General features: G+C 69.1%; 21 protein-coding genes and 1 pseudogene. 14 read left to right on the top strand and 8 right to left on the bottom strand.

Translation table 11 applies throughout. The features are described 5' to 3' along the window. The first annotated feature begins 902 nt into the window (after positions 1-902). Both NOO62_RS00945 and NOO62_RS00940 read left to right on the top strand, forming a co-directional pair. The gene (locus NOO62_RS00945) at positions 903-1,553 is read left to right on the top strand and encodes a DUF4344 domain-containing metallopeptidase (RefSeq protein ID WP_268768964.1); all 651 of its coding nucleotides are present in this window, start codon (positions 903-905) and stop codon (positions 1,551-1,553) included. Positions 1,554-1,747: 194 nt separating this feature from the next. Further along, entirely contained in the window at positions 1,748-2,131 is a 384-nt protein-coding gene (locus tag NOO62_RS00940) for a VOC family protein (RefSeq protein WP_268768963.1), read from the top strand. Here NOO62_RS00940 and NOO62_RS00935 read toward each other — a convergent pair. The 3 genes from NOO62_RS00935 to NOO62_RS00925 all read right to left on the bottom strand — a co-directional run bounded on the left by NOO62_RS00935 (position 2,061) and on the right by NOO62_RS00925 (position 6,252). Beyond that, complete coding sequence (locus NOO62_RS00935; protein ID WP_268775416.1) at positions 2,061-2,339, bottom strand: transposase; 279 nt, start codon at positions 2,337-2,339, stop codon at positions 2,061-2,063. The two genes, NOO62_RS00940 and NOO62_RS00935, sit on opposite strands and share 71 nt — an antisense overlap. Before the next feature lie 14 nt (positions 2,340-2,353). Next, entirely contained in the window at positions 2,354-2,728 is a 375-nt protein-coding gene (locus NOO62_RS00930) for a transposase (RefSeq protein WP_268768962.1), read from the bottom strand. A gap of 95 nt (positions 2,729-2,823) precedes the next feature. Further along, positions 2,824-6,252 carry a helix-turn-helix transcriptional regulator gene (locus tag NOO62_RS00925; protein WP_268768961.1) on the bottom strand — a complete coding sequence of 1,143 codons (3,429 nt, stop codon included), beginning with the start codon at positions 6,250-6,252 and terminating at the stop codon, positions 2,824-2,826. Positions 6,253-6,834: 582 nt separating this feature from the next. Between NOO62_RS00925 and NOO62_RS00920 the strand changes: the two genes are divergently transcribed. Together NOO62_RS00920 and NOO62_RS00915 are read left to right on the top strand one after the other, a co-directional pair. Further along, the gene (locus NOO62_RS00920; RefSeq protein ID WP_268768960.1) at positions 6,835-8,439 is read left to right on the top strand and encodes a S8 family peptidase; all 1,605 of its coding nucleotides are present in this window, start codon (positions 6,835-6,837) and stop codon (positions 8,437-8,439) included. Between the two features lie 374 nt (positions 8,440-8,813). Then, complete coding sequence (locus NOO62_RS00915; RefSeq protein ID WP_268768959.1) at positions 8,814-9,554, top strand: class I SAM-dependent methyltransferase; 741 nt, start codon at positions 8,814-8,816, stop codon at positions 9,552-9,554. A 495-nt stretch (positions 9,555-10,049) separates the two neighbouring features. On the opposite strand, the gene NOO62_RS00910 is transcribed toward NOO62_RS00915, so the two are convergent. Together NOO62_RS00910 and NOO62_RS00905 are read right to left on the bottom strand one after the other, a co-directional pair. Continuing rightward, positions 10,050-10,655 (bottom strand): dihydrofolate reductase family protein, encoded by a 606-nt coding sequence (locus tag NOO62_RS00910; protein ID WP_268768958.1) that lies wholly within the window; start codon positions 10,653-10,655, stop codon positions 10,050-10,052. 412 nt (positions 10,656-11,067) lie between these two features. Continuing rightward, positions 11,068-12,291, bottom strand: a complete 1,224-nt coding sequence (locus tag NOO62_RS00905; protein ID WP_268768957.1) for a phospholipase D-like domain-containing protein — start codon at positions 12,289-12,291, stop codon at positions 11,068-11,070. A 175-nt stretch (positions 12,292-12,466) separates the two neighbouring features. Here NOO62_RS00905 and NOO62_RS00900 point away from each other — a divergent pair, with 175 nt between their 5' ends. The 5 genes from NOO62_RS00900 (at position 12,467) to NOO62_RS00875 (ending at position 15,267) form a co-directional block, all read left to right on the top strand. Then, positions 12,467-12,709, top strand: a complete 243-nt coding sequence (locus NOO62_RS00900) for a DUF6411 family protein (protein ID WP_268768956.1) — start codon at positions 12,467-12,469, stop codon at positions 12,707-12,709. A gap of 317 nt (positions 12,710-13,026) precedes the next feature. Continuing rightward, positions 13,027-13,413 (top strand): barstar family protein, encoded by a 387-nt coding sequence (locus NOO62_RS00890; RefSeq protein ID WP_268768955.1) that lies wholly within the window; start codon positions 13,027-13,029, stop codon positions 13,411-13,413. 837 nt (positions 13,414-14,250) lie between these two features. After that, positions 14,251-14,577 carry a PadR family transcriptional regulator gene (locus NOO62_RS00885; protein WP_268768954.1) on the top strand — a complete coding sequence of 109 codons (327 nt, stop codon included), beginning with the start codon at positions 14,251-14,253 and terminating at the stop codon, positions 14,575-14,577. Beyond that, a complete protein-coding gene (locus NOO62_RS00880) occupies positions 14,574-14,930 on the top strand; it encodes a DUF1048 domain-containing protein (protein WP_268768953.1) in 357 nt (118 codons plus the stop codon). Before NOO62_RS00885 ends, NOO62_RS00880 begins: the two co-directional genes overlap by 4 nt. Before the next feature lies 1 nt (position 14,931). Beyond that, positions 14,932-15,267 (top strand): DUF1048 domain-containing protein, encoded by a 336-nt coding sequence (locus NOO62_RS00875; RefSeq protein WP_268768952.1) that lies wholly within the window; start codon positions 14,932-14,934, stop codon positions 15,265-15,267. A 252-nt stretch (positions 15,268-15,519) separates the two neighbouring features. Here NOO62_RS00875 and NOO62_RS00870 read toward each other — a convergent pair whose 3' ends face one another. Together NOO62_RS00870 and NOO62_RS00865 are read right to left on the bottom strand one after the other, a co-directional pair. Beyond that, on the bottom strand, positions 15,520-16,575 hold the full coding sequence (locus NOO62_RS00870; RefSeq protein WP_268768951.1) for a DUF6461 domain-containing protein: 1,056 nt from the start codon (positions 16,573-16,575) through the stop codon (positions 15,520-15,522). Between the two features lie 495 nt (positions 16,576-17,070). Beyond that, positions 17,071-17,766, bottom strand: a complete 696-nt coding sequence (locus NOO62_RS00865) for a S1 family peptidase (protein ID WP_268775414.1) — start codon at positions 17,764-17,766, stop codon at positions 17,071-17,073. Between the two features lie 313 nt (positions 17,767-18,079). Here NOO62_RS00865 and NOO62_RS00860 point away from each other — a divergent pair, with 313 nt between their 5' ends. The 5 genes and pseudogenes from NOO62_RS00860 to htpG all read left to right on the top strand — a co-directional run bounded on the left by NOO62_RS00860 (position 18,080) and on the right by htpG (position 22,656). Then, positions 18,080-18,928 (top strand): calcium-binding protein, encoded by an 849-nt coding sequence (locus tag NOO62_RS00860; protein ID WP_268768950.1) that lies wholly within the window; start codon positions 18,080-18,082, stop codon positions 18,926-18,928. A gap of 83 nt (positions 18,929-19,011) precedes the next feature. Continuing rightward, positions 19,012-19,113: pseudogene (locus tag NOO62_RS00855) on the top strand (hypothetical protein); the annotation flags it as partial. Positions 19,114-19,219: 106 nt separating this feature from the next. Then, entirely contained in the window at positions 19,220-19,384 is a 165-nt protein-coding gene (locus NOO62_RS00850) for a hypothetical protein (protein WP_268768949.1), read from the top strand. 534 nt (positions 19,385-19,918) lie between these two features. Next, positions 19,919-20,566 (top strand): type III effector protein, encoded by a 648-nt coding sequence (locus NOO62_RS00845; protein WP_268768948.1) that lies wholly within the window; start codon positions 19,919-19,921, stop codon positions 20,564-20,566. Between the two features lie 164 nt (positions 20,567-20,730). Next, complete coding sequence (htpG, locus tag NOO62_RS00840) at positions 20,731-22,656, top strand: molecular chaperone HtpG (RefSeq protein ID WP_268768947.1); 1,926 nt, start codon at positions 20,731-20,733, stop codon at positions 22,654-22,656. A gap of 215 nt (positions 22,657-22,871) precedes the next feature. Here the strand turns inward: htpG and NOO62_RS00835 are convergent, their stop codons facing one another. After that, complete coding sequence (locus NOO62_RS00835; protein ID WP_268768946.1) at positions 22,872-23,435, bottom strand: type 1 glutamine amidotransferase; 564 nt, start codon at positions 23,433-23,435, stop codon at positions 22,872-22,874. Positions 23,436-23,443: the final 8 nt, after the last annotated feature.

Raw genomic sequence — 23,443 nt, 5'->3', positions numbered from 1 at the left:
AGTGACCGGAGTTTCAGGCGCTTCGGGCCGACCAAGATGTGGAGGTGCGCAGAGACGAGCGCAAGCGGATCGTTCACCCCACTTTGGGATGCTCGACCTCAACTGCTTCAGCCTTTTCGGTGAGGACAGCCGCCAGCGGCTGCTTTGGTTCACGCCACGCGCCGGGACCGACACCGCCGAGAAGCTCACGCTGCTGATCGTTGTGGGCACACAGGTGATGCGAACCGAAGCCTCCGATGAACCGATCGAGGAGGTACGAGGAAGTACCGCTCGAGCGATGGACGAGCCAGGCCAATCACCACCGTCCAGTGCGGCCAGTCCGACGAGTTACAGACCTACCGCGTGCTCTCGAACAGCGAGCGAATGTCCAGGTTTCTGATGCGTTTCTCCGGGCCGCGGGAATGAGGTCGCTTGCAGTTGCTGGGACAAGGAATGGCTCCAGCCGCTCTCGGAGTGGTGGCCGACGGACGGTGGATCCGCGTTTTTGCCCAGTAGGTCGCCGCCACTGGGGTGTCCGAGACGGGCATCCGGAAGCCTGTGGTCGGCTCCTTGCAGATCTCACGTTCCCGTAGCAGGCCACGCGCGAGTCTGCGCTGCACGAGCGGCGCGGCGGATACCGGAGGCGGGTGAGCCGGCGACGGGCCCGAGCAGTACTTGGTCTTCGTCGACCGGCTCGTGGACAGTGGCCCACCGCACGGTGGAATCGGGACGGGAGAATGTCACGTATGACATTTTTCTTCCGTTGTCCGTCGGCGTCGCGGCGCCGGGTTCCTGGGCCGGTCGCACTGGTTGGCGTGGTGGCCACCGTCGGCGTGTTGGCGGCGTGCACCCCCGACGCTCTCCCGGCCGCCGAGCCTGCCAAGTGGGGCATCTCGTATGAGGCACCGAAACGGGGGAGCGGTGTGGAGGCTGAGTTCCTGCGCGAGCGGCGCGTCCTGGAAGAGGTGCGAAGGTCGCTGGCCGAGCAGGTGCGGCTGCCCGGAGGCGTGAGGATGACGGCCAGATCCTGCAAGGACGCCGAGGCCGAGTACGACCCGGAGACGGGGCAGATCGTCGTCTGCTACGAGTTCGTCGCCGAGACGCGCGAATTGCTCGGCGGCGAAGTCCGGTCGGATCTCGACGAGCGGGTCGAGGGTGCGCTGCGCGAGACGCTGTACCACGAGGGCGCGCACGCGCTGATCGACAAGTGGGAACTGCCTTTCGTCGGGCGGGAGGAGGATGTGGCCGATCAGTTCGCCGCGCACCAGCTCATACGGCAGGGCGCGCGCGGGCAGCGGCATCTCGCCGCCGTGGCCGACACCTACCGGCTGTACGCGGCGGACGACGACCCCTCGGACATCGACTTCTCCGACGAGCACTCCCCGGATGCGGCCCGCGCCGCCAACTATCGGTGCTGGCTGTACGGGGCCCGCCCCAAGATCCACGAGCGCCTGGTCGACGGCACGATCCTCACCCGGGATCGGAGTGAAGGGTGCGAAGAAGAATGGGAGGCGCTCCGGCGCGGCTGGGAGCACTTGTTGAAGCCCCACCGGGCGAGGAGTGGAACGTCGTGAACGGGGCGGATCGGTTCAGCCCCGGCCCCAGTTGTGGCCCTCCACCAGGGCCGCACGGCCGACAAAGATCGTCGATGGTGAGGCCGACTGCTGGTGTTCTACGACTTCCCCGCCTAGGGCGTGTGCCGAAATTGCTGGTGCTGTGAGATACCGGACCTTGATCGGTATGCCGGTGTTGGGGCAGGCTGACATGCATGGTTTCGGTGTTGCAGAACGTGGCGATCGACTGTGCAGATGCCTATGAGCTGGCTCGTTTCTGGAGCGAGGTGACCGGTTGTCCCCTGCATCCAGAGGACAAGCCGGGCGATCCGGAGATTGACGTGATGTTGCCGGAGGGCCCACTGCTGCACTTCAACCAGGTGCCGGAGCCGAAAACAGTCAAGAACCGGGTCCACCTGTGCCTGCGCCCGAAGACCTCGCGCGAGGAGGAAGTCAAACGGCTGCTGAGCCTCGGAGCCGTCCTCGTCGCCGATCGCCGAGAACCCGATGGCGCGGGCTGGGCCGTCCTCACAGACCCTGAAGGCAACGAGTTCTGTGTTCTCCGTAGTGAGTCTGACCGCGCTGCGATGTCTTCCTGAGGCTCACACGAAAGATCAGGTAGGCGCGGTTCTTGCGGGAGGCGTATGCCTTGTCGGCGCGGACCCGGTCGGGCCGGGTCCGCGGACGCCCGGCCCCCGGGCGGGCGACACAGACCTTCTTCAGGACGGGCTCGAACTGCGGGGAGTCACCGCGCTGTCCAGCGGTGATCACGATGGACATCGGCTTCTGGCCCTGCGCGACGGCCAGGTGCAGCTTGGTTGTCAGGCCGCCGCGCGAGCGGCCGAGGCCGTGGCCGTCCGGCTCGACGGCGACACCGCCGGACGGTTCCTTCTGCAGGTCCCCTTTTTCCGTGCTCCTGCGGCGTGCCGGTGGGCCCGGCACACGGTGGAGTCGATGCTGAGGTCCCAGGTGATGAGCTTCTCGGCGTCGGCCTGGGCCTGCAGCTCCGCAAAGATCTGCTGCCAGGTCCCGACCCGCTGCCGGCGGCGGAAGAGGTCGTACACCCGGGCCCAGGGTCCGTACCGCTCCGGTACGTCCCGCCACGGTACGCCGGCGCGGGTGCGGAACCGTATGCCGTCGATCAGCTGCCGCCTGGTCCATGTCGGCGGACGGCCCAACTTCTTACCTCTGGGCAACAGCGTTTCCGGGCAGGCCCACTGCGTACCCGTCAGTTCTCCACGCGCCACAGAAGAAGATCATCTCAGCTCAAGATCCCCTTCCGATACCCGCCCTAGTGCTGGTTCCAGCGTATGACTCCTGCAGAGAAGCTGCCCTCGCCCGTACGACCGGCCAGGGCGATGCCGGTCCGGGACGCGACGTTCAACTTCCGCATGATGCGTGCCACATGGTGCTCGACGGTTCGGGTCGACAGCACCAGGCTTTCGGCGATCTCCCGGTTCGCCCGCCCCTGCACGACGAGTTGAGCCACCTCCTGCTCGCGGGGCGAGAGCTGATCGCCGTACCCGAGGCGGCCGCGGCGGTGGGTGGTGACGATGTCGTGGCGGCGCAGCAACCGCTGACAGCGCGCGACGTCCCAGCGCGCGCCCAGTTCGCGGTAGGTCTCGACGACGTCCTGGATGACACCGGCCGCCAGAGCGACGTCGCGCGCCGCGCCGGGCACGTCGAGCAGGCAGCGCCCACGAGCCTCGGCCGCCCTCGCGGCGTCGAAGGGCCGACCCAGCCCGCGCCACCGCAGCTCCGCGTCCTCCCACAGGCCGACGGCCTCGTCCCGCCGCTCGTCGGCGTCGGCGAGCAGCGCCCGGCACATGGTCAGCGCGGCGCGGGCCGCGGGCGCGTCCAGATGCTGCGTCGCCGCGTCGAAGTCGGCGACGAGCCGCCGGGCCCGCCCGCCCTGCCCGCTGCCGCACAGCGCCTCCACCGCGGTGGGCGCCACCTCGCCCGCCCATACCCAGCCGCCGGTGCGCTCCAGGCGGTGCAAGGTCTCCTCCACCGCCTCGCACGCCTGGCCGGGGCGTCCCGCCTCCAGATGGACGCGGGCGGTGGCGGCGGCAGCGGCGGTGAGGATGACGCCGGTGTCGTAACGGGTGGTACGGGCCGCCTCCGCCAGGTCGCGTCGGGCTTGCGGGACGTCGCCGAGGACGTGCAGCCCGGTCAGCCCGCGGACCAGCATGGCCTCGGCGGTGAGGTCGGGTATCTCCGCGTAGAGCCGGGTGGTGCGATCGGCCGCGGCGTGCAGGCCGTCCCAGCGCCCCTCGTGCCAGCCGAGGACCAGTTGGGCGGTCTGTGTGAGCCCTTCCAGGTACGGGCTGCTGGTCTCGGTGAGGCCGTGGGCGGCCCGCGCGAGGAATTCGCGGGCCCGCGCGTCGTATCCGAGTGCGGTGGCCGCGTGCGCCAGATTGGTCCAGCCGCGCGCGTGGTGCGCGGCTTCCATGGCGGTCGCGGCCGGACCGCGCAGTGCGTCCGCGGCGGCCCAGGCGCGGGGATCGCCGAGCAACATCAGGGCGGTCGCGCGGTTCGCGGCGATGGCGGCGCGGGCACCCGGCTCCGTGACCTGGCCGTCGAGTGCCTCGCACCGCTCCAGCCAGTGCAGATGACGGTCGACGGGCCAGCCCTTGATGGACGGGATGGCGGCAACCGCCATGGCGCGTGCGGCGGTCTGCGGGTCCGTCAGCTCGAGGTCGGGTATGGCACGGGCCACCTCGTTGAGGCTGTCCAGCGCCCCTCCGCTCTGGTTGCGGAGCACGACGCTCAGGTGCAGTCGGATCTCGCCGCGCAGCCGGGGCGGCGGGGCGTCCTCGTCGAGTACGCGCCGTACCGCGGCGACCACGCGTCCGTCGGCGCGGGCGAGTTGGGCCGTGCGCGCGAGTTTCGCGGCGGTGCGGATGCGGCCGTCGGCGCGCGGGTCCTCGTCGACGGCGCGTGTGTAGAGGCTGGTCGCGGTGGAGTAGTCGCCGGCCGTGGCAGCCCGGTCGGCCGCGGCGACGAGGCAGCGCACCCCCTCGCGTACGCGCCCGGCCGCCTGGTACAGCCGGGCGAGGTCGACCAGCGGCAGCGGACCGTCACCGCCCCGGTGCAGGGCCCGCGCGGCGCGCAGACTCAACCGGGCCAGCCGGGGCCCGGGCAGGCGCGCCAGCGCCGCGCGGCGGTCCAGCGGATGGCGGAAGACGGGGCGGGGGCCGTCGGCCCGCAGCACGGCCCTTCGCAGGCACGTCTCCACGGCCGCCCCGGCGCGGTCGGGGGCGACGTCGCCCACCTCGGCGAGCACGGCGACCGGCACGGGGCGGCCGAGCACGGCCGCCGCCTCGACGATGCGCAGGGCGTCGTCGTCGAGGCGGGCGTACCGCAGTGCGAAGTCGCGCCGGAGCGGGGGCGGAACGCCCACGGACCGCACGGCCGCGAGCACGGAGTCCGAGGTCGGCAGCGGTGCGTTGTCGGTTGCGGGTGTCGGCGCTGTCTCCATCGCGCCGATGTGGTCCGCGGTGGTCGGCTCTTGGTGTGTGCCGTACGCGTCTACACCGTTGGCTCCCTTGGCCCTCGCGTGCGGTGCGTCGCTCACCCGACGGGTGTTTCCCCTCGTTCCCCCCGTTCCTCCTGTTCCTCCTGTTCCTCCTGTTCCTCCCAGCGTCATGGGCGGGTCGGCGCTCCCGATGTCCCGCACCTTTCGGCTGACGACCGCGGCCAAGGGGTCGCGTCGGCCCTCCTCCACCCGCGCACACAGCAGCTCTTCGGCGGCCCGCAACAGGGCCTCGGCGACCTCCAGGAAGCCGCCTGACCACTCGTGCACCAGGACGACCAAGTCGTGCAACTCCGCGACGTACTGCGGGCGGTGGGCGTACAGCCACCGGCGTACGAACTCCTCCGTCTCCCCGCACGTCCAGGGCCGGACGTCGATCTCGGCCACCGGCGCCCGCACCGCCAAGCCGACCCCGAAGAGCGGCAGGCCGGGCGCGGCGTCCTCGGTGACGACGAGTCGCAGGCGGGGCGGCATCACGTCCATCAGGTGGTGGAGCAGGGCGAGGGTGGCGGGGTCGGCGTGGTGGACGTCCTCCACGACCAGGACGGCGTCCCCCAGCCCCGCCAGCAACGCCGCGACGGCACGCGGCAACATCGCGCGCCGTGACGCGGGGTCGGCCGCAGCCGCGGGCGGCTCCGGCAACTGCTCGGCCAACTCCGGTACGAGGAGTCCCACGATCCCGGCGACGGCGGGAAGGGACCACCCTGCATCGCCGGGACGGCACGGCAGCCCGGCGAGGGCGTCCGCTATGGGGGCGAGGGCATCGGCGACGGGTGGTTCTGCGGGTGGTTCTGTGAGGGCGGCGACCGCGGTGACGGAGGTGCGCGTCCCCGACTCCGGCGGGACGGACGATAGGTGCGTGACGTCGGCGGCGGGGGAGAGGGGCGGACGAGTCGGCGCGCCGCCACCCCGAACTTCGGGCGCCGCAGCCACCTGCGCGGCTGCGTCGACCTCGCTGGGAGCGTCAACACCTGCCGTTCTCGGCTCCCGGCACGTCCCGCGCAACTGAGTCCACCCGGCGAACTCCATCTCAGCAAGGACCTCGTCCACCAGACGGGACACGCCCGTCCCGGACTCTCCCCGCACCACTGCGACGATCGGACCCGCACGCAGCGCGTCCCGCAGACGTCGGGTCGCCTCGGCCCGGCTGACGGAACCGCCGCCCTCGGCGGCAGCCGCCTCCACGTCCCAATCGGAGTCGAAAGAACACCCCGGGTCGAAAGAACACCCCGGATCGTAAGAACACCCCGGATCGTAAGAACACCCCGGATCGGGAGAACGACCCGGAACGAAGGAACGGTCCGCGTTGAAGGGACGTCGGGTCACGGTTCCGCCTCTCGCCTGCCGTCGTCACCCCGGGCAAACCGCCCTCGGCGAGGAGGACGCTTCTCGTAGGTGCGCGGCGTTCGTTGAACCGTGGTCTACCCGCCGTTGGTACGACGTCGCAATAGGGGCCCACCACCTACGGAATGCCGACACCCGCCGTCAGAGCGGCATTCGGACCGACCGCCCACCCGAACGCCGAGAGGCCCGCACCGCAGCTCCTTCCCCCCCGCCCCCACTCTTTGGGTAGCGCTACGGATTGCTGTGCCGCGTCCGCGTGACCGAAGCTCTGCCCCGTCCGACGACGCCACTTCGTACGTCCAGGTCCCCGGCCCACTCATCCCCGCGTCCTGACCGCATACATGGCGCTGTCATGTGCATGCCGCAACATGTCCACCACCCCCCACGTGGTGCAGAGCCCCCACCCGTACCCGAGGAGAACCCATGAAGTTCGATGCTCGCGTCGTCCGGCGCGTACTCGCCGTCGGCGCAAGTACCGCCCTGCTAGCGGGATTTGCCGCGACCTCCGGCGCCGTCGCCGCTCCCGTTCCGCCGGGCGGCGGCGAAGACCGCATCGTCGGGGCGGACCGTCCCGGCGCCGTCAACGGCTCGTACATCGTCACCTTCAAGAACTCGGTCGCCCGCGCCGACATCCCCGCCTCCGCGAAGGCCCTGGCCAAGGAGCACGCGGGAAGCCTGCGCTACACCTACACCGCCGCCTTGCGCGGCTTCGCCGTGCGGATGACGGAAGGCGAGGCCAAGGAACTGGCCGCCGACCCGACGGTGGCCCGCGTGGAGGCCGACGCCGTGGCCTACGCGGTCGACACGCAGACCAACCCGCCCTCCTGGGGCCTGGACCGCGTCGACCAGCGCGACCTGCCGGTCGACAAGAGCTACACGTACGACACGACCGCCTCGGGCGTGAACGCGTACATCGTCGACACCGGAATCCGCATGGGCCACCGCGACTTCGGGGGCCGCGCGGTGAGCGGCTACGACTTCATCGACGACGACTCCAACGCCTCCGACTGCCAGGGCCATGGCACGCACGTCGCCGGGACCGTCGGCGGCGGCGCGTACGGCGTCGCCAAGGGCGTCAAGCTGATCGGCGTGCGCGTGCTGAACTGTCAGGGCACCTCGGGCGACACCTGGGCCCCGGTCCTCGCCGGGATCGACTGGGTCACCAAGAACGCGGTCAAGCCGGCCGTGGCCAACATGAGCATCGGCGGCGGCAGGACCCAGTCCGTCAACGACGCGGTGGCCACCTCCATATCCTCCGGGGTGACCTGGGTCGTGGCGGCCGGGAACAACAACGCCGACTCGTGCTCGTACTCCCCGTCCTCCACCCCGTCGGCCATCACGGTGGGCGCCACCAACAGCCGGGACGCCCGCGCCACCGGCTGGTCCAACGGGCAGGGCTCCAACTACGGCTCCTGCCTGGACATCTTCGCCCCCGGCGACAGCATCGTCTCCTCGTCCAACGCCGGTGACAGCGCCTCGCAGACGATGAGCGGCACCTCCATGGCCTCCCCGCACGTCGCGGGCGCCGCCGCCCTGCTGCTCGCCGCCCACCCGACGTGGACCCCCACCCAGGTCCGCGACCAGCTGGTCACCGACGCCACCTCCGGCAAGGTGACCGACCCGCGTACCGGCTCCCCGAACAAGCTCCTGCACACGGGCGGCGGCGACAGCACCCCGCCCACCGGCAAGAAGTTCGAGAACACCGACGACTACCCGGTTCGCGACAACGCCACCGGCGAATCGCCGCTCCCCGTCACTGGCGTCACCGGCAGCGCCCCCGCCGACCTCTCCGTGACCGTGGACATCCGGCACACCTACCGCGGCGACCTGAAGGTCGAACTCGTCGCGCCCGACGGAACCGTCTACCTCCTGAAGAACTACGACAGCAACGACAGCGCCGACGACGTCCGGGCCACCTACCGCGTCGACGCCTCGAGTGAGACCGCCGACGGCACCTGGAAGCTGCGCGTGAGCGACAACTGGGCCAACGACACCGGGACGATCGGGTCCTGGGCCCTGCAGTTCTGAGCGTTCCGACCGCGCTGAGCAGGGGATACCTCTGACTGACCCGCCACACCCCATGGGGGGCGTCGACCGCGCACACGCCGGTCGGCGCCCCACCGGCGCTTCTCACGCCTCGACGGCAGCCGGCGCAGAGTCACCTCGTGCCGCGCCGGAGTCGTCGACCGTCAACGAAGCGGATGCGCGACGTGTGGCGAGCTGGGGGCGTAGGGAGCATCAGCGAGCGGGAAGTCCACGAGCAGGCGGCCGTCCGGTAGGCCAGTCCAGATCGTGGCGCCCCGTCCACCGCCTGGCAGCGCGCCGGCCGGCTCCCCGGGCAGGGGATGGCCAGGGCTCCAATCGTGTTGACCGCCCCGGGCAGGCAGTGCTGAAGTCGGCACGTGGACAGCATCCCCGCCAACCGGCGCCTCTGGAACCAGATCAGCAGTGCCTACCAGCACAAGCACGACCCGCACATCGGCGCCGCCCCACGGCTGTGGGGCATGTACTCCATCCCCGACGCCCACCTGCACGCCCTGGGCGACGTCACCGGCAAACGCGTCCTCGAACTCGGCTGCGGCGCCGGCCAGTGGTCCAGGGCACTCGCCGCCGAGGGTGCCACCGTGGTCGGGCTCGACCTGTCCGAAGCCCAACTCGTCGCGGCAACCCGCGCGATGGGAACGGACCGCTACCCGCTGGTGCAAGGCGCCGCCGAACAACTTCCCTTCGCCGACGCCAGCTTCGACCTGGTGTTCTGCGACTTCGGCGGGCTCAGCTGGGCACCCCCGCACCTGGCCGTCCCGCAGTCCGCACGCGTCTTGCGCCCGGGCGGGCGCCTGGTGTTCAACGTCGCCAGCCCATGGTTCGAAGCCTGCTACGACGAAGCCGCAGGCCGCGTGACCACGACGCTGCAGCAGGACTACTTCGGGCTGAACACCATCGCCGAAGGCGACGGCGCGACCAGCTATCAGCTCACCTACGGAGACTGGGTCAAGGTCCTGCGCGGCGCGGGTCTCATCATCGACGACCTCATCGAGCCGCGGCCCGGACCCGGAACACGCAACGGCTACAACGAAACCGACCCACCGGACTGGGCACGCCGCTGGCCGGCCGAACTGCTCTGGGTAACCCACAAGCCGTAAACCCCACCACGCCACCACGCCAGTCGACCAGACACGTCCGGCCTTACGTGCCTACCACTGGCCTCACCACACCGCGCGTGCACACCCGCGCCTCCACCGAGCCGGACGACCATACGATCGGTCGCTCCGGCGACGGACGGGACCATCTGCGCAGGCACGGTACCCGCGCGGTGATCCCGGAACGGGCCGACCAGCGGCATCGCCACCCGCTACGAGACGACTGCGACCATCCACCTAACCGGACTCCACGTCGCGGGCATCTTCCTCCGGTCCACCGGCTGATCCGCTGGCTCAAGTGACCGCCGGACCCGAGTGGCGGTAAGAGACCTCGACTCGTTTCCGTTGCGCCTGAGTAAGTCGGAGCAGCGGCAGGTCGGCATCGGGATGCCCGGACCGGACCTCCTGACGCCAACTGTTCCTCCTACACGGCCAACTCCCGCTCCACGCCCGCCGAGGCCGGCCCGGCAGGCACCCAGACCGGTGTACGGGGCGACGTCATGCGGGGGCGCCGAGCGGCGGGTGGTCGAGTACGCGGGGCTTGTACTCGACCAGCTGGATGCGGCCGTCGAAGGTGTGGTGCTCAAGCATGTCGAGGGCGAGGTCCGGATAGCCGTCGTAGATGCGTTCGTCGCCCGTGGCCCCGGTGATCACCGGGAACATCACGACCCGGAAGCGGTCGACGAGGCCGGCGCGCAGCAGGGACCGGCACAGGCTGAGGCTGCCGATCGTGCTGAGGAGCCCCGAGCCACTCGCCTTCATGGCGCGGACCGTCTCGACGGCGTCGTCGCGGACGAGCGTGGAGTTGGCCCACGTCAGGGGCTCCTTGAGTGTGGAGGAGAACACCACCTTGGACGCTTGCGTGAGCTCGTCGACGGACGCCTCTTCCTCGGGCCTGAATTCCTCCTGGCCGCCCGGGACCTCGCCTGCGGCGAAGCCCGACATCAGGCGGTAGGTGTTCGCTCCCATCAGGTAGGTGACCTCGGGCTGCGCACCGAGCCAGGCGAGGTACTCCGGGCCCTCAAGACCCCAGAACCCGGGCCAACCCTCTCCCGATGCGTAGCCGTCGAGGGAGGTGATGAAGTCGACGAGAAGCTCCGACATGACAATGTCCTTTCCTGGGCTGTCTGGGCTGTCTGGGCTGTCTGGGCTGACCCGGACTACCCGGGCTGTCACGAGCTTGGACCGGCCTGATGTCACAAACTCATCGGCCGCGCTCTGGAGTAACGAGAAAACCCATGACGCCGCAGCCGGCCACCGGGCGGAAACTTCGTGCAGCCTTACAGTGGCGAGCGCGAAAACCTCGGCGCTGTGGCGCGCGGGCCACCCGCGCAGCTCATGAACGATGTCGAGGCATCCGCTGTCGGCCCCCGACGCAGCCCCGGATCCGTACTGGCTGATCGTGCAGCGGCGCGCCCCCGCGTACGCCCAGCACTCAGAGGGCGCGGCACAAGCCGCGGGACCCGCCCGCGCCGATGACGTACTGGATCCGCCATGACTGTGCCTGGCGCCGGGGTCACAGGAAGCGGCGGATGGGCTGGACGGCCACTTCTCGGATCCGCTGGACGGCGGAACGCTTCTTCCAGCGGTCTGGCCGGATCAGTTCGCTGACTGCGGTGTCGGCGTCGAAGTGTTCATCGAGGGTGGCGGTGAACTCCTGGTCCAGGATGGCGAGCATCACTTCCTCGTCGTGGTCGAGGGAGCGACGGTTGAAGTTGGTGGAGCCGATCAACGCGGCGACGCCGTCGACGGTGATGATTTTGGCGTGCATCATCGTCGGCTGGTACTGGTAGATCTTGACCCCGCACGCGGTGAGCTCTTCGTAGTGGTGCTGGCCCGCCAGCTGGCAGACCCGCTTGTCGGTGTGCGGGCCGGGGAGCACGATCTCCACCTCGACGCCGTGCCGCGCGGTGGCACAGAGGAGTTCGACGAAGTACGTGTCGGGGGAGAAGTAGGCGGTGGACAGCCGGAAGCGTTCCTCGGCCGATTCCAGCATCACACGGAGCAGCGTCTGCATGTCCTGCCAGCCGAAGCTCGCCGAGCCGCGCACGACCTGCACGATGGCGCCGCCCTGCGGGCGGTGGTCGATGAACCGGTCCCTTTCGTCGAAGAGTTCGTCATGGCACTCGGCCCAGTTCTGTGCGAACGCTGCCGCGATACCGTCCACAGCGGGCCCGCGGACCTCCACGTGCGTGTCGCGCCACTCGTGCTCGTTGCGGGCATCGCCGCACCATTCCTCGGCGATGCCGACCCCGCCGGTGAACGCGGTCTCCTCGTCGACGACTAGGACCTTGCGATGACAGCGGTGGTTCTGCTTGAGCGGTGAGAGGTACAGGGGCTTTCGGAACCACGCCACCTGCACCCCGGCCTGTTCCATCACAGCCAGTTGCTCGGTCTCGATCAACCGGCTGCCGAACCCGTCGAGGAGCAGCCGCACCCGCACCCCGGCTCGGGCTCGCTCGGCGAGCGTCTCGGCGAACTGGAGGGCGATGTCGCCCTTCCAGTACACGAAGGTCATCATGTCCACCGTGTGCTCGGCACGGCGGATCCCCGCGAGCATGGCCGCGAAGATCTCGTCCCCGTTGCGCAAGGGAACGAGCGCGTTGCCTTCGGTCGCCGCGATCCCGATCAGCCGCTCCAGACGTCGTCGTATCCGCGCGACACGGGCCTCGAAGTCAGGCCCACCCGTTTCATCGGGCAGCGGCGTATTCAGCTCGGTGGGATCCTGCGTACTGGTCATGATTCTCCGGCCGGCACACAACGCGGATGTCTCAGGGCGGCGGTGCCCGGTCCGGCGCGGGCTGAGCAGCCAGCCGACTCTACCTCTCGGTGGTGCGACCAGAAGGCCCCGTGCATGGGCCCACATCCGCGGGGCACGCGATGGAGACACGACACCTCAATCCAGGGAGACCATCGTGGTGATTGTCGGCATCGTCGCAGTTTGTGTCGTTCTGGCGGTCCTCGCCTTCCTCGTGCCCCGCCTCTCCCGCCACCCCGAACGCGGTACGCAGCGCACCCTGGGGGCCGGGTCGCGTGCAGGCGGCAAGGCTCCGGGCATCCTGGGCCGGCTCTTCAGCAAGCCCTTCCGCAGCAGCTCCAAGGCGGTGGGCCGCAGTGGCTCCGCCGGACGCCGCGCCCGGGGCCGTATGCCCTTCTGAGACGGCGCGCGGGAGCCGAAGCGTGCACTGGCAGCACGCCTCAAGGTCTATGAACAACGGGCCGTGCCGCGTACTGAGCACATTGCCCGGGTGAGTCTCGCCGTGAAGCAGCTGCTCCACGGCGCCGCGGTCGCCGTCCGGTGGTCGCGGGCTCATCAGTCTGCCGCTGAGGAACACGCCGTCGGCGTAGCCGACTGATGTGATGTGAGGTGTCACGGGTTCGTAGTGGGTCCACAGCGTCACGACGAAGCCATCCCGGGTGTACACGCGCGGGTCCGCCCGCGGCTCCAATGCCGGGCATCGTTTAACGTCGCGACGTGACGACGATCTACGTACTGGATGGCAGGCGGATCCACACGCTGGAGGACTTCTGGCTGGTGATGGGTGAGGCGGTCAACGGCCCCGGCGGTTACTTCGGACGGAACCTCGACGCCTTCAACGACTGCTTGGCGGGCGGATTCGGCACACCGGACGACGATGACTTCGCAGTGGAATGGCACGATCACGCGCACTCCCGGCAGGCCCTTGGGCATACGGAAACAGCACGCCAACTGGAGATCCGGCTGGGGCGCTGCCACCCCACGAATCGCCCCAGGGTGGCCCGGGAACTCGCCGAGGCGCGCGCCGGCGAGGGGCCGACGGTCTTCGACTGGTTGATCGAGATCTTCGACGACCAGGTGCCCGAGGCTCTGGTGCTGCTGTGACGCCAGTGAGCTTTGGCGCGTCGTCTGTCAAGGTGCACGGCACGCTGCGGGTCGAGCAGGTGCTCAGGCGCTGGGACGCCCGCGTCTCCGCCCCTGGCTGGACTGGGGGCTGATGTCCCGATACGTTCCGCAACGGATGCGCGGATGCGCGGCTGCGCGGGAAGAGAAGGCGGCGTGAATCTGTCGGAAGCCGACGGGTCGCCGCACGCACGGCGGCGGACGCGGGACAGTGGGAAGTGATCGTCGAGACCCGGGACCAGGCGGGGATGCGAGCGCAGTCGCGCCGCCTTCGGGAGGCAGGAGTCGATGCGTCGCTGATTCTTGTGCACCCGGGCTTCGTCGTGCAGATGTATCCGTCGAACCACGCCGAATCCACGTAGCCTCCGCCAACGCGGTCAGATCCAGTTGCAGTTGGATCAGCGACCATCGGCGACCATCAGCGACCAGAACGCCCAGTCTGGCGACTCGTCATCGAGCGGGCCCATCCCCGTTTCCTCCCTGCTCCTCCGGGACGTCCTCGGACGAGTTCGAAGGTGCGGGGTGGCCGTGAGCTCGCGTGCCACTGTATGGGGCTCCCCGTCCGCTTTCGGCGGTCTGCGCCGAATTACAGATTCTGTCCGCATTACCGCCGCGCATAGTGATGCCGTCGTCGCCCCGCGCGGCGCGCTCCCACTCGTCCTCCGGGGGCAGCCGCACGTCCAGGACGCCGAGGCGCCGCCTCGGCTGATCGGACATGTTTCATGGTCACCCGAGCCTGCTACCTAGTGCTACTGTGTAGAGGTACCCAGTACTACGAAGTACCGCGCGACTGCACAAGGCGAGGGAAGGACGGGTGCGATGGACGATCTGACGGAGATGCTGAAGGGCACGCTCGAAGGGTGCGTGCTCGAAATCATCAACAGCGAGGAAACCTACGGGTACGCCATCACCCGCCGACTGAACGAGCTCGGCTTCGCCGATGTCGTCGAGGGGACGGTGTACACCATCCTGCTGCGGCTGGAGAGGAACAAGCTCGTCCAGGTGACGAAACGGCCCTCCGGGGTCGGGCCACCGCGCAAGTTCTACGCACTCAACGACGCCGGACGCGAGGAACTCGCGAAGTTCTGGGCGAAATGGCAGTACGTGTCATCACGGATCGACAAGCTCAGGGAGGGCGGGCGATGAAGTTCTGGGAGACCGTCACGGGAAGTGATCTCACCAGGGACTGGCAGGCGTTCGAGGTCCGGGCCGAGGCTCTGCCCGACGACCATCGGGCAGCATGGGGCCAGATCAAGGTCAGCCTCCTTCCCCACGGTGACTTCACCGGCCGCAACTTGATCCCGATCCTCGACTCCGCCCTGGGGCTGCTCGAGCAGACCGCGGCGGACGGACAGAACGCCTACGAAGTCCTCGGCGACGACATCCAGGGCTTCTGCACGGCGTTGGTCGGCGGGGAAGGGGCCCGCACCTACCGCGACCGGTGGCGCGAGCAGTTGAACCGGAACGTCGCCAGGAAACTGAACCGGCTGGGAGGCTGACGTGAGCATCCAGGACATCATCGAGGGCAAGAAGCAGTGGCGCGCTCACATGGCCCGGGTCAAGGCGCTCCCGCCGGACTACCGGATTGTCTACAAGGAGATGCAGAAGTATCTGTTCAAGGTCGGACCTGTCGACCTGCTCGACGGGTCCCTGCTCCCCGGGATCGTCGACTTCTTCGAGGAAGGCGCGGCCTCGGGCAAGGGAGTCCTGGAACTCATCGGCCCCGACGTCGCCGCGTTCTGCGACGACCTGATCAAGGACTCACGCACGTACGCGGACCTCTACCAGGAATCGATCGGCGCGGAGCGAGGCGCGAACGAGGAAGCTCGTGGGTGAGGTCGGTCGTGCAGTTCTGCGGCGTATCGAGCCCAGTTGCCTCCGGACTCCTCCGGACTGGGTCTAAGCGGTGGCGGTCTCGGGGCTGATGCCCAGAAGCTCGATGAGGACCGTTGCCGGCAGCCGGGTGGAGAGCCCCATCAGGGCAATGGAGGTGACGGTCTTGCTGATCAAGGTGATCGGGTCGCCGCCGGGCAGCCGCCAGCAGTCGCGGCAGATCGCCTCGCCGGTGCGGCGGTAGACGCAGGCTGGTCAGCTTCTTCGTGCCGCGTCGTGCAGGTGCTTGACCATCCAGAAATCCTCGACGCGTGCGCCGTCCCCGGTCATCGCCGTGACCAAGGAGCTGAGGATGTCGGGGAGCCCGTCCGTTGGGGCGGGTAGATGGGCGGCGACGCACTGAGCCAGGACACCGAAGACGATGGCCTGGCGGAAGACGAGGTGGGAGGGGCGTTCCCACTCGGGTTCGAAGTCTTCCGGCTCGCCGATCAGCAGCGCGCGAGCACGGGGGAGCGCTTGGTCGTGTGCGGCGGTGAGGTCCTCGCGCAGTCGCACTCTCGCGTCGGCCGGGAGGGCAGCGGCTGTCAGTGCCGCTACGGCCAAGGGGTGTTCGCGTAGGCCCGCATGTACGAGGGCCAGGTCCAGGGCGTGGTGCCGCATCGGTTGAAGCAGCGAGGGACCCAGGTCGGCCAGATAGCTGATGAAGGGCTCCCGCTTGAGCAGGGGCGAGTCGATGAGTCCCTGCCCGAGCAGGTACTCCGGCACCCGCGTGATCTCCACAGCGCGGTGCGGGCCGCGTACCCAGGAGTTGTCGAATCGCGCACCGGTCGCGCGCTCGACAGCCGCCAGACCGACGCCCCACAGATGGCCGTCGTCCAGATCCAGGCCTTCCAGCAGGGGCTGCCAGGCGTCGGGGCGCGCGCCGAACGTGTACTCGGGCGCGATCATTTCGAAAGCGGAGGAGATCAGCCCGTCCTCGGCCAGGCTCAGTTGGGAGACCGCGTTGACGTTCCAGTAGGCGCTGGCGGTGCGGCCCTGCCGGGAGAGCGGGCGCAGCACCTCCTCGCGAGAACCTTGGTAGTTGTTGTTCTCCACGACGACGACGGCAGGTCCCGACCGGGAGACCAGGATGAGATCCCTTTCGTAGTGCTCGCGCAGTTCCTCCAACCGCAGGGGGCGGCACTGCTCGGGGTTGCCGCCGAAGAGCCGGATGACGGCGTCCTCGTCACGGCCGTGCACGGCCGTGAACGTGGCTGCCTCCTCCAGTCCTAAATCGGCGAGGAGACCCTGAAGGTGCTGGGGTGAGGTCATGCGGAGATTGTCGTCTGCGCCACTGACAGTCGGGGCCCGGTCTCATCGAGCGCGCGGTCGCGACCTCGACAGGAACGTAGGGGGCAGTCCTCAGAGGTTCGGTACCGTCCGGCACTCCTCGAACCGGCTCCGGATGACGCCGAGTTTTACGGCCCTCCGGTCGTCCGACCCAGCGGTCCCCCCGGACGGTTCGGTGACGAAGACGATGCGCGGCTCCGCGGCCATGCGGTCGCGGATGACACAGGCGGGCGCCCCGACGCTGTTCAAGGTGTGGGAGGCGTCCGGACCGCTGTCCAAGGCGATGTCACGAAGACCCGTAACGATGCAGGGAGTCGGCAGCACCCACCCCCGGTGGTGCTGCGGCAGGTACCCCACCGCGTCTCCGGGACGGCCTGTTTCCCGGACGGCCCGTGCCGTGCCGTGGCGGTGGTGTCGACGCGGTCATCGCGATCACGGACACCCACCCGTAGGCACGGTGGCCCAGGCGTCTCAGCGCTATCGCCGAATGACTGAACGGATCCAGGAGAGTTGCTGGGAGACCTCCCCGGCTTCGGCGCTCTTCTCCCGGTCAGAACCGTTGAAGACGCCGATGAGGGTTTCGGTGCCACGCGGGCCGATGGTCATCACCGGGCCTCCGGAGTCGCCCCCGGCGGGAATCCCGGACACCTTCTTCATGCAGAAGTCGGGGCCGCCCGGTGCGGTGTGGCCCGCGCACAGCGGGTCATCGGCCCGTACGACCTTCAGGTCCGACTGCTTGAGGACGGGGGACTGGCAGGCGCTCTCGTCCGTGGTGCAGGTGGCACCCCACCCGTACTGCCGCACAGCTTGGCCACGGTGCACGCCGACCGTGGACAGCTGCGCCGTGCGGACGTTCATCGGCGGGACCTTGACGAGCATCATGTCGGCGTGTGAGCTGCCCACGCGCTTGCCCGGCAAAGGGCGGACCGTGGTGCCCCTGCGCATGTCGAGATGGCCCACCCGGAAGGAGATCCGCTTGTCGGCGACCGGCTGTGCCTGCTCGTAGAAGCAGTGTGAGGCGGTGAGGATCCACTGGCGTGCGACCGCCGTTCCCGTGCACGCCGGTTTGCCGTCCACGAGCATGCGCACCGCCCACGGGCCGTAGGTGCTCTTGGACCCGCCGATGACGGCGGAGGCCGGAGTGGACGAGAGTACCGAGCTCGCGACCAGCATCAGGGCGGTCAACAGCAGTAGTCGAACGCCACGCACGCGACGCACCATGCAGAACAACTCCTCTCAGAGGTACAGCCGTACAGATGGTGAGAGGCACTGCTGAGCAAGGACGTTCCGCATGAGCCGCACCACATCGGGTCGGCGCAGGAAGTTCTTCTGTATGCCCACTTGAGCGAGCTCGTGTCCACATACGGGTCACCACAACGTCCGCCCCTGTTCATGAGCCGCCGGGCAACTCCGTTTAGGGGCCCCCTGTCTAACCGGTTGACCAGAAGCACCACTGCACACGCACACCCTGAAGGGTCACTTTCGCATGCGCATTCACCGGACCATCGCAGCCACCGCCACCGCCACCCTCGCTCTGACGCTCGGCACGGTCGCCTTAGCGGCGTCGACGGCCCAGGCCGCCCCGTCCACCGCCTCCGTCGTCGTCGAGGACGGCGAGCTCTGGTACAAGGCGGCAGCCGGTCAGCAGAACCAGGTGACGGTCGACGAAAAGATCGACCACCGCGGTGAGCACGACTCCTACTACGTCCTCACCTTCCACGACCGGTACGACATCTCCATCTCCGCCGACGCGGCGGAGGGGGACGAGTGCGCGTACCCCGAGGAGGGCGACCGCACCGCCGTGCGGTGCGCGGTCAAGATCCCGGAGAACTCCGACGACTCCGACAGCTACGACATCGACCTCGGCGACCTGAACGACACCGCGACCCTCGCGCCCGACAGCCAGGCGTGGGCCGGGATCTACGGCGGCAAGGGGAACGATGTCATCAAGGCGTCGGAGTCCGCGCTCCTGCACGGCGGCGAGGGCGACGACCGCCTCGACGGCGGTGGCGGCCCGATGGGCTTCGGCCCGTGGGGCGATGCCGGGAACGACACCCTCACCCACTGCAGCCAGGACTGCTTCGGCGGCCCCGGCAACGACTCCCTGACCGGCACCGGCGAGGCGAACACCCTGCACGGCGAGGACGGCAACGACGTACTGCACGGCCAGGCCGGCGCCGACGTCCTCTACGGCGGCAAGGGCAACGACAAGCTGTACGGCGAGGCGGGCGACGACACGCTGTGGGGCAACAGCGGCGACGACGTCCTGTGGGGTGGCACAGGCACCGACAAGCTCTCCGGCGGTCCGGGCCGCAACGAAGTCCACCAGGACTGAGGACAGTGCGGGACCTGTCCGAGCTCTACCTGACGCGGGGGCCGTCGAGTCGCGAGGAGACAACGGACGGCCCAGGTTGAGCGATGCCCGCCGTCCTCCCGCCGCCCGGCGATCTGCTGGAGCTGGACGCCCAACTCACCGAGCGCCTGGACCGCATCCGCTGGACGATGCGCACCGGACCGTTCGTCGGCACCCTCATCAACCACCTGGTTGACGATCCGGGGGAGCCGCAGGAGAGCCTTACCTTCTCTGGACCGGCCGGCCTCTGCTACCGGTCAGGACGCCGACGACGTGCGCCTGGCCATCGCGGAGCTTGTTCAGTCCGGCGATGCCCGCGTGCAGCGCGGCCAGGAGCCGGGCGAGGCGGAACCACTGGAAACGCACCAGCGCTTCCGCCTCGTCATGGACTGCGAGCACTTTCACGAGCACCGGCTGCGGTCGGGCCTCGGGGACTGACGGCGTGCCGGGCAAGGTACGCGTCGAGGACGACCACGACTCATCGTGATCTAGGCAACAGCGCCTCAGGCAAGTCAACCCTCCGGCCACCATCCGGTGGTGGTGGCGGTCCGTCCGCCGCCTGCGGAGCAGTCCCGTGGTCGGCGGCCCACATGTGCGCCGCCTGCCCGCACCACGCGCGGAAGCCGGAGATCTCGGCGGGAGGGTTCAATGCGCTTCAATGCGCAATGTCCGGGTGTCAGGACGAAGGCGAGGGGCCCGCATCGTCCGTCGGCGTCAACCTCCTCGCGTCGGCAGCGTGGGTGAGGACGCCCGCGTCGTAGTCGGCCTGCATGCGCTCGGTGTTTCCGTCAGGTGGACCAAATGACACAGCAGCCGTTGGGCCCGAGGGGGCAGTGCGCATCAACATCGTGAGCCACCTTCAGCAGATGCGAGCAGTTGTTGCCAAAGCGCTGCACTGAGACCGTTAGCATGTCATCTACTGGATGACGAACACCGTGTCGTCGACCTGATGACTACCCGAGGGAGGTGCCCGTGACCGCAGCCGACCAGCCGTCCACGGCCCGTACCGATGCCCACAGCCCGGCGTCCTTCCTCGCCGCCGCGGCGGCTCTCACCGTCATCGACGGCGCGCTGCGCGACGCCCAGCACGAGACTCCCGACGCCGTCGGCCCCGGTCCCGAACAGGCGCTGGCCACCCTGATGTTGCTGCGGCAGGTGCGCGAGCAGCTCGCCGGCTGGGAGACCGGCCTGATCGAAACAGCCCGTGACGCGGGCGCCAGCTGGGCCGACCTTGCCGCCCCCCTCGGCGTGGCCAGCCGCCAGGCCGCCGAACGGCGCTACCTGCGCGGCCGCCCCGGCGCCGTCGGCACCACCGGCGAACAGCGCGTGACGGCCACCCGCCGGGCCAGGGCCGCCGACCGCGCCACGGCCACCTGGGCCCGGGCCCACGCCGCCGACCTGCGCCGCCTCGCCGCACAGATCACCGCACTCGACAACCTCGCACCTGAGGCGTGCTCAGCCCAGACCGCCCTGCACACCGCTCTCGGCGCCACCGACGCCGCCGACCTCGTCACGCCCCTGGTCGGCATGCGCCCCTATCTCGGTGCGCGCCACACCGGCTTGGCGGCATCCCTGGACGCCCTCGAAGACCGGCGCACGACGACAGTCGACGACGGCTGACTCCCACCGCGCAGAATCACCTCGTACGGGCGCGGTATGGCCCACCCCGAACCACGCGGACGACGGACCGCGGTCCGTCGTCGGCCCCAGTCCCATCCGTTCATGTCGTTCTTACAGGCCTACAGGCATACAGGACTTCAGGCATACAGGAGAAAGAGAGCACCATGGGTAGCAGTGTCGAGACGATGGAGTTCCAGGCCGAGACCCGCCAGTTGCTGCGACTGGTGATTCACTCGATCTACTCGAACAAGGACATCTTCCTGCGCGAGCTGATCTCGAACGCCTCCGACGCCCTGGACAAGCTGCGGCTGGCATCGCTGACCGACGACGGCCTCGCCGATACGGACACCGCCGACCTGCACATCGCGCTGGAGGTCGACACCGACGCCCGCACGCTGACCGTCCGGGACAACGGGATCGGCATGACCCGGGACGATCTCGTGGAGCTGATCGGGACGATCGCCAAGTCCGGCACCGCCGGTCTGCTGGAGAAGGTCAAGGAGACCAAGGACGCCGCCACCGCCGAGAGCCTGATCGGGCAGTTCGGCGTCGGCTTCTACTCGGCGTTCATGGTCGCCGACAAGGTCACCCTGCGCACCCGGCGGGCCGGCACTGATTCCGGCACCCAGTGGGAGTCCGACGGCGAGGGCACCTACGACCTCCAGACCATCGACGGTCTGCCGACGGGCACCTCGGTCACCCTGCACCTCAAGCCGGCCGACAGCGAGGACGGGCTCGCCGACTACCTGTCCGAGTCGAAGATCCGCCAGATCGTCAAGCGGTACTCGGACTTCATCCGCTGGCCGATCCGAATGGCCACCGAGCGCACCGACACAGAGGGCGCCACCACCCGCGACATCGACACGCTCAACTCGATGAAGGCCCTGTGGGCGCGTCCGCGCACCGAGGTGACCGAGGACGAGTACAGCGAGTTCTACCAGCAGATCAGCCACGACTGGCAGGCTCCGGCCGAGACGATCCACATGCGCGCCGAAGGCACCTTCGAGTACGAGGCGCTGCTGTTCATCCCCTCGCAGGCGCCCTTCGACCTGTTCTCCCGAGAGACCAAGCGCGGCGTACAGCTGTACGTCAAGCGGGTGTTCATCATGGACGACTGCGAAGCGCTCATGCCCAACTACCTGCGCTTCGTCAAGGGTGTCGTGGACGCGCACGACCTGTCGCTCAACGTCTCCCGCGAGATCCTCCAGCACGACCGCCAGATCCGCGGCGTCCGCCGGCGCCTGGTCAAGAAGGTCCTCGGCGCCCTCAAGGCCATGCAGTCCAAGGACGCCGAGCGTTACGCGAAGCTGTGGGAGCAGTTCGGCCGGGCGCTCAAGGAAGGCCTGCTCGAGGACACCGACAACACCGAGACGCTGCTGGAACTTGTGTCTGCCGCCTCCACCCACGACCCGGAAGAGACCACCACACTGCGCGAGTACGTCGGGCGCATGAAGGATGGCCAGGACGCCATCTACTACCTGACCGGCGAGAACCGCGCGATGGTGGAGAACTCCCCGCACATGGAAGCCTTCGCCGCCAAGGGGTATGAAGTCCTGATCCTCACCGACCCCATCGACGAGGTATGGGTGGACCAGGTCCCCGCCTTCGACGGCCACCGCCTGCAGTCCATCGCCAAGGGCCAGGTCGACCTCGACGACTCCACCGACACCGACGGCGAGAAGGAAACCGACGCCGCCAAGGCCCAGCGCGAGCAGGACTTCGCCGCGCTGCTGCCCTGGTTGACCACCACCCTGTCCGAACACGTCAAGCAGGTCCGCCTGTCCTCACGCCTGACCACCTCGGCGGCCTGCATCGTCGGCGACGCCCACGACGTGACTCCGACCCTGGAGAAGATGTACCGGGCCATGGGCCAGCAGATGCCCCCGGTCAAGCGGATCCTGGAACTCAACCCCGCACACCCGCTCGTCACGGCCCTGCGCACGGCACACGACGCCAATGCCGACGACCCCGCACTGGCGGAGATCGCCGAACTGATCTACGGCAGCGCGCTGCTCGCAGAAGGCGGCGAGCTGCCTGACCCGGCCCGCTTCACTCGGCTGCTCACCGCCCGCCTGACCGGCACGTTGTAACCACGGTTGCGGTCCGGCAGAGCCGAATCGCCCGGCTCGTTAGCCCGGCCTGCTGCGGCGCCCCGCACAGGGCGCCGCAGCAGGCGGGTACCTTCGGGCTTCCCACGTTCTGAGTGACCGCATCGGCACCGCGCGGACGGTGAGGTGCACCTCGCTTGCCCGCGCAGCCGTGCATGTAGAGAGCCATCCAGTACTGGGGTGGGTGTCCAGCGGCGCTACGCGTAGAGGTGCGTGAAGCCACGCAGGATGTTCCGGCCGTCGCTCCGGTATTCCAGATGGGACTGCGAGCCGATGAGTCGGCCGTCCTCGGAGCGGAGGAACTCCACGGGAGCCTGCGCGGAGCGGCCGATGACCCGGAAGCCCTGGGGAGGCTCCCGCACATACAGGGTGTGTCGCTGGAACAGGGTCACCGTCGGCCGCACATGCGTGAACAGGGGTTCTGCCGGGTCGACGTGTACCTGGCTGCGTCCGACGCGCTGGGGGCCGACCTCCAGGCGGCCGCCCGCGGCGACGGCGAGGATGTGCATTCCGCCGCAGATGCCGAGCACGGGGACATCGGCGCACAGGACGAGGTCGATGAGGGGTGCGTAGTGCTTGCGGTCGTGGGCGCGCACTTTGGTGCCGCTCAGCACGATCGCTTGATGGCGGCCCCGGAGCCGGGAGGGCACCGAGGTCGCGTTCACGGTGTCCGTGTGTGATCCCAGCTCTTCCAGGCATCGGCGCAGTTGCGTCAGTGACAGTGTTCCGTTGTCGACGATCAGGACGCGGGGGTGGAGCACGTGTTGGC

Source organism: Streptomyces sp. Je 1-369, from assembly GCF_026810505.1.
Taxonomy (GTDB): domain Bacteria; phylum Actinomycetota; class Actinomycetes; order Streptomycetales; family Streptomycetaceae; genus Streptomyces.
The sequence above is the reverse complement of the archived record's forward strand: the minus strand, read 5'-3'. Positions and strand labels throughout refer to the sequence as shown.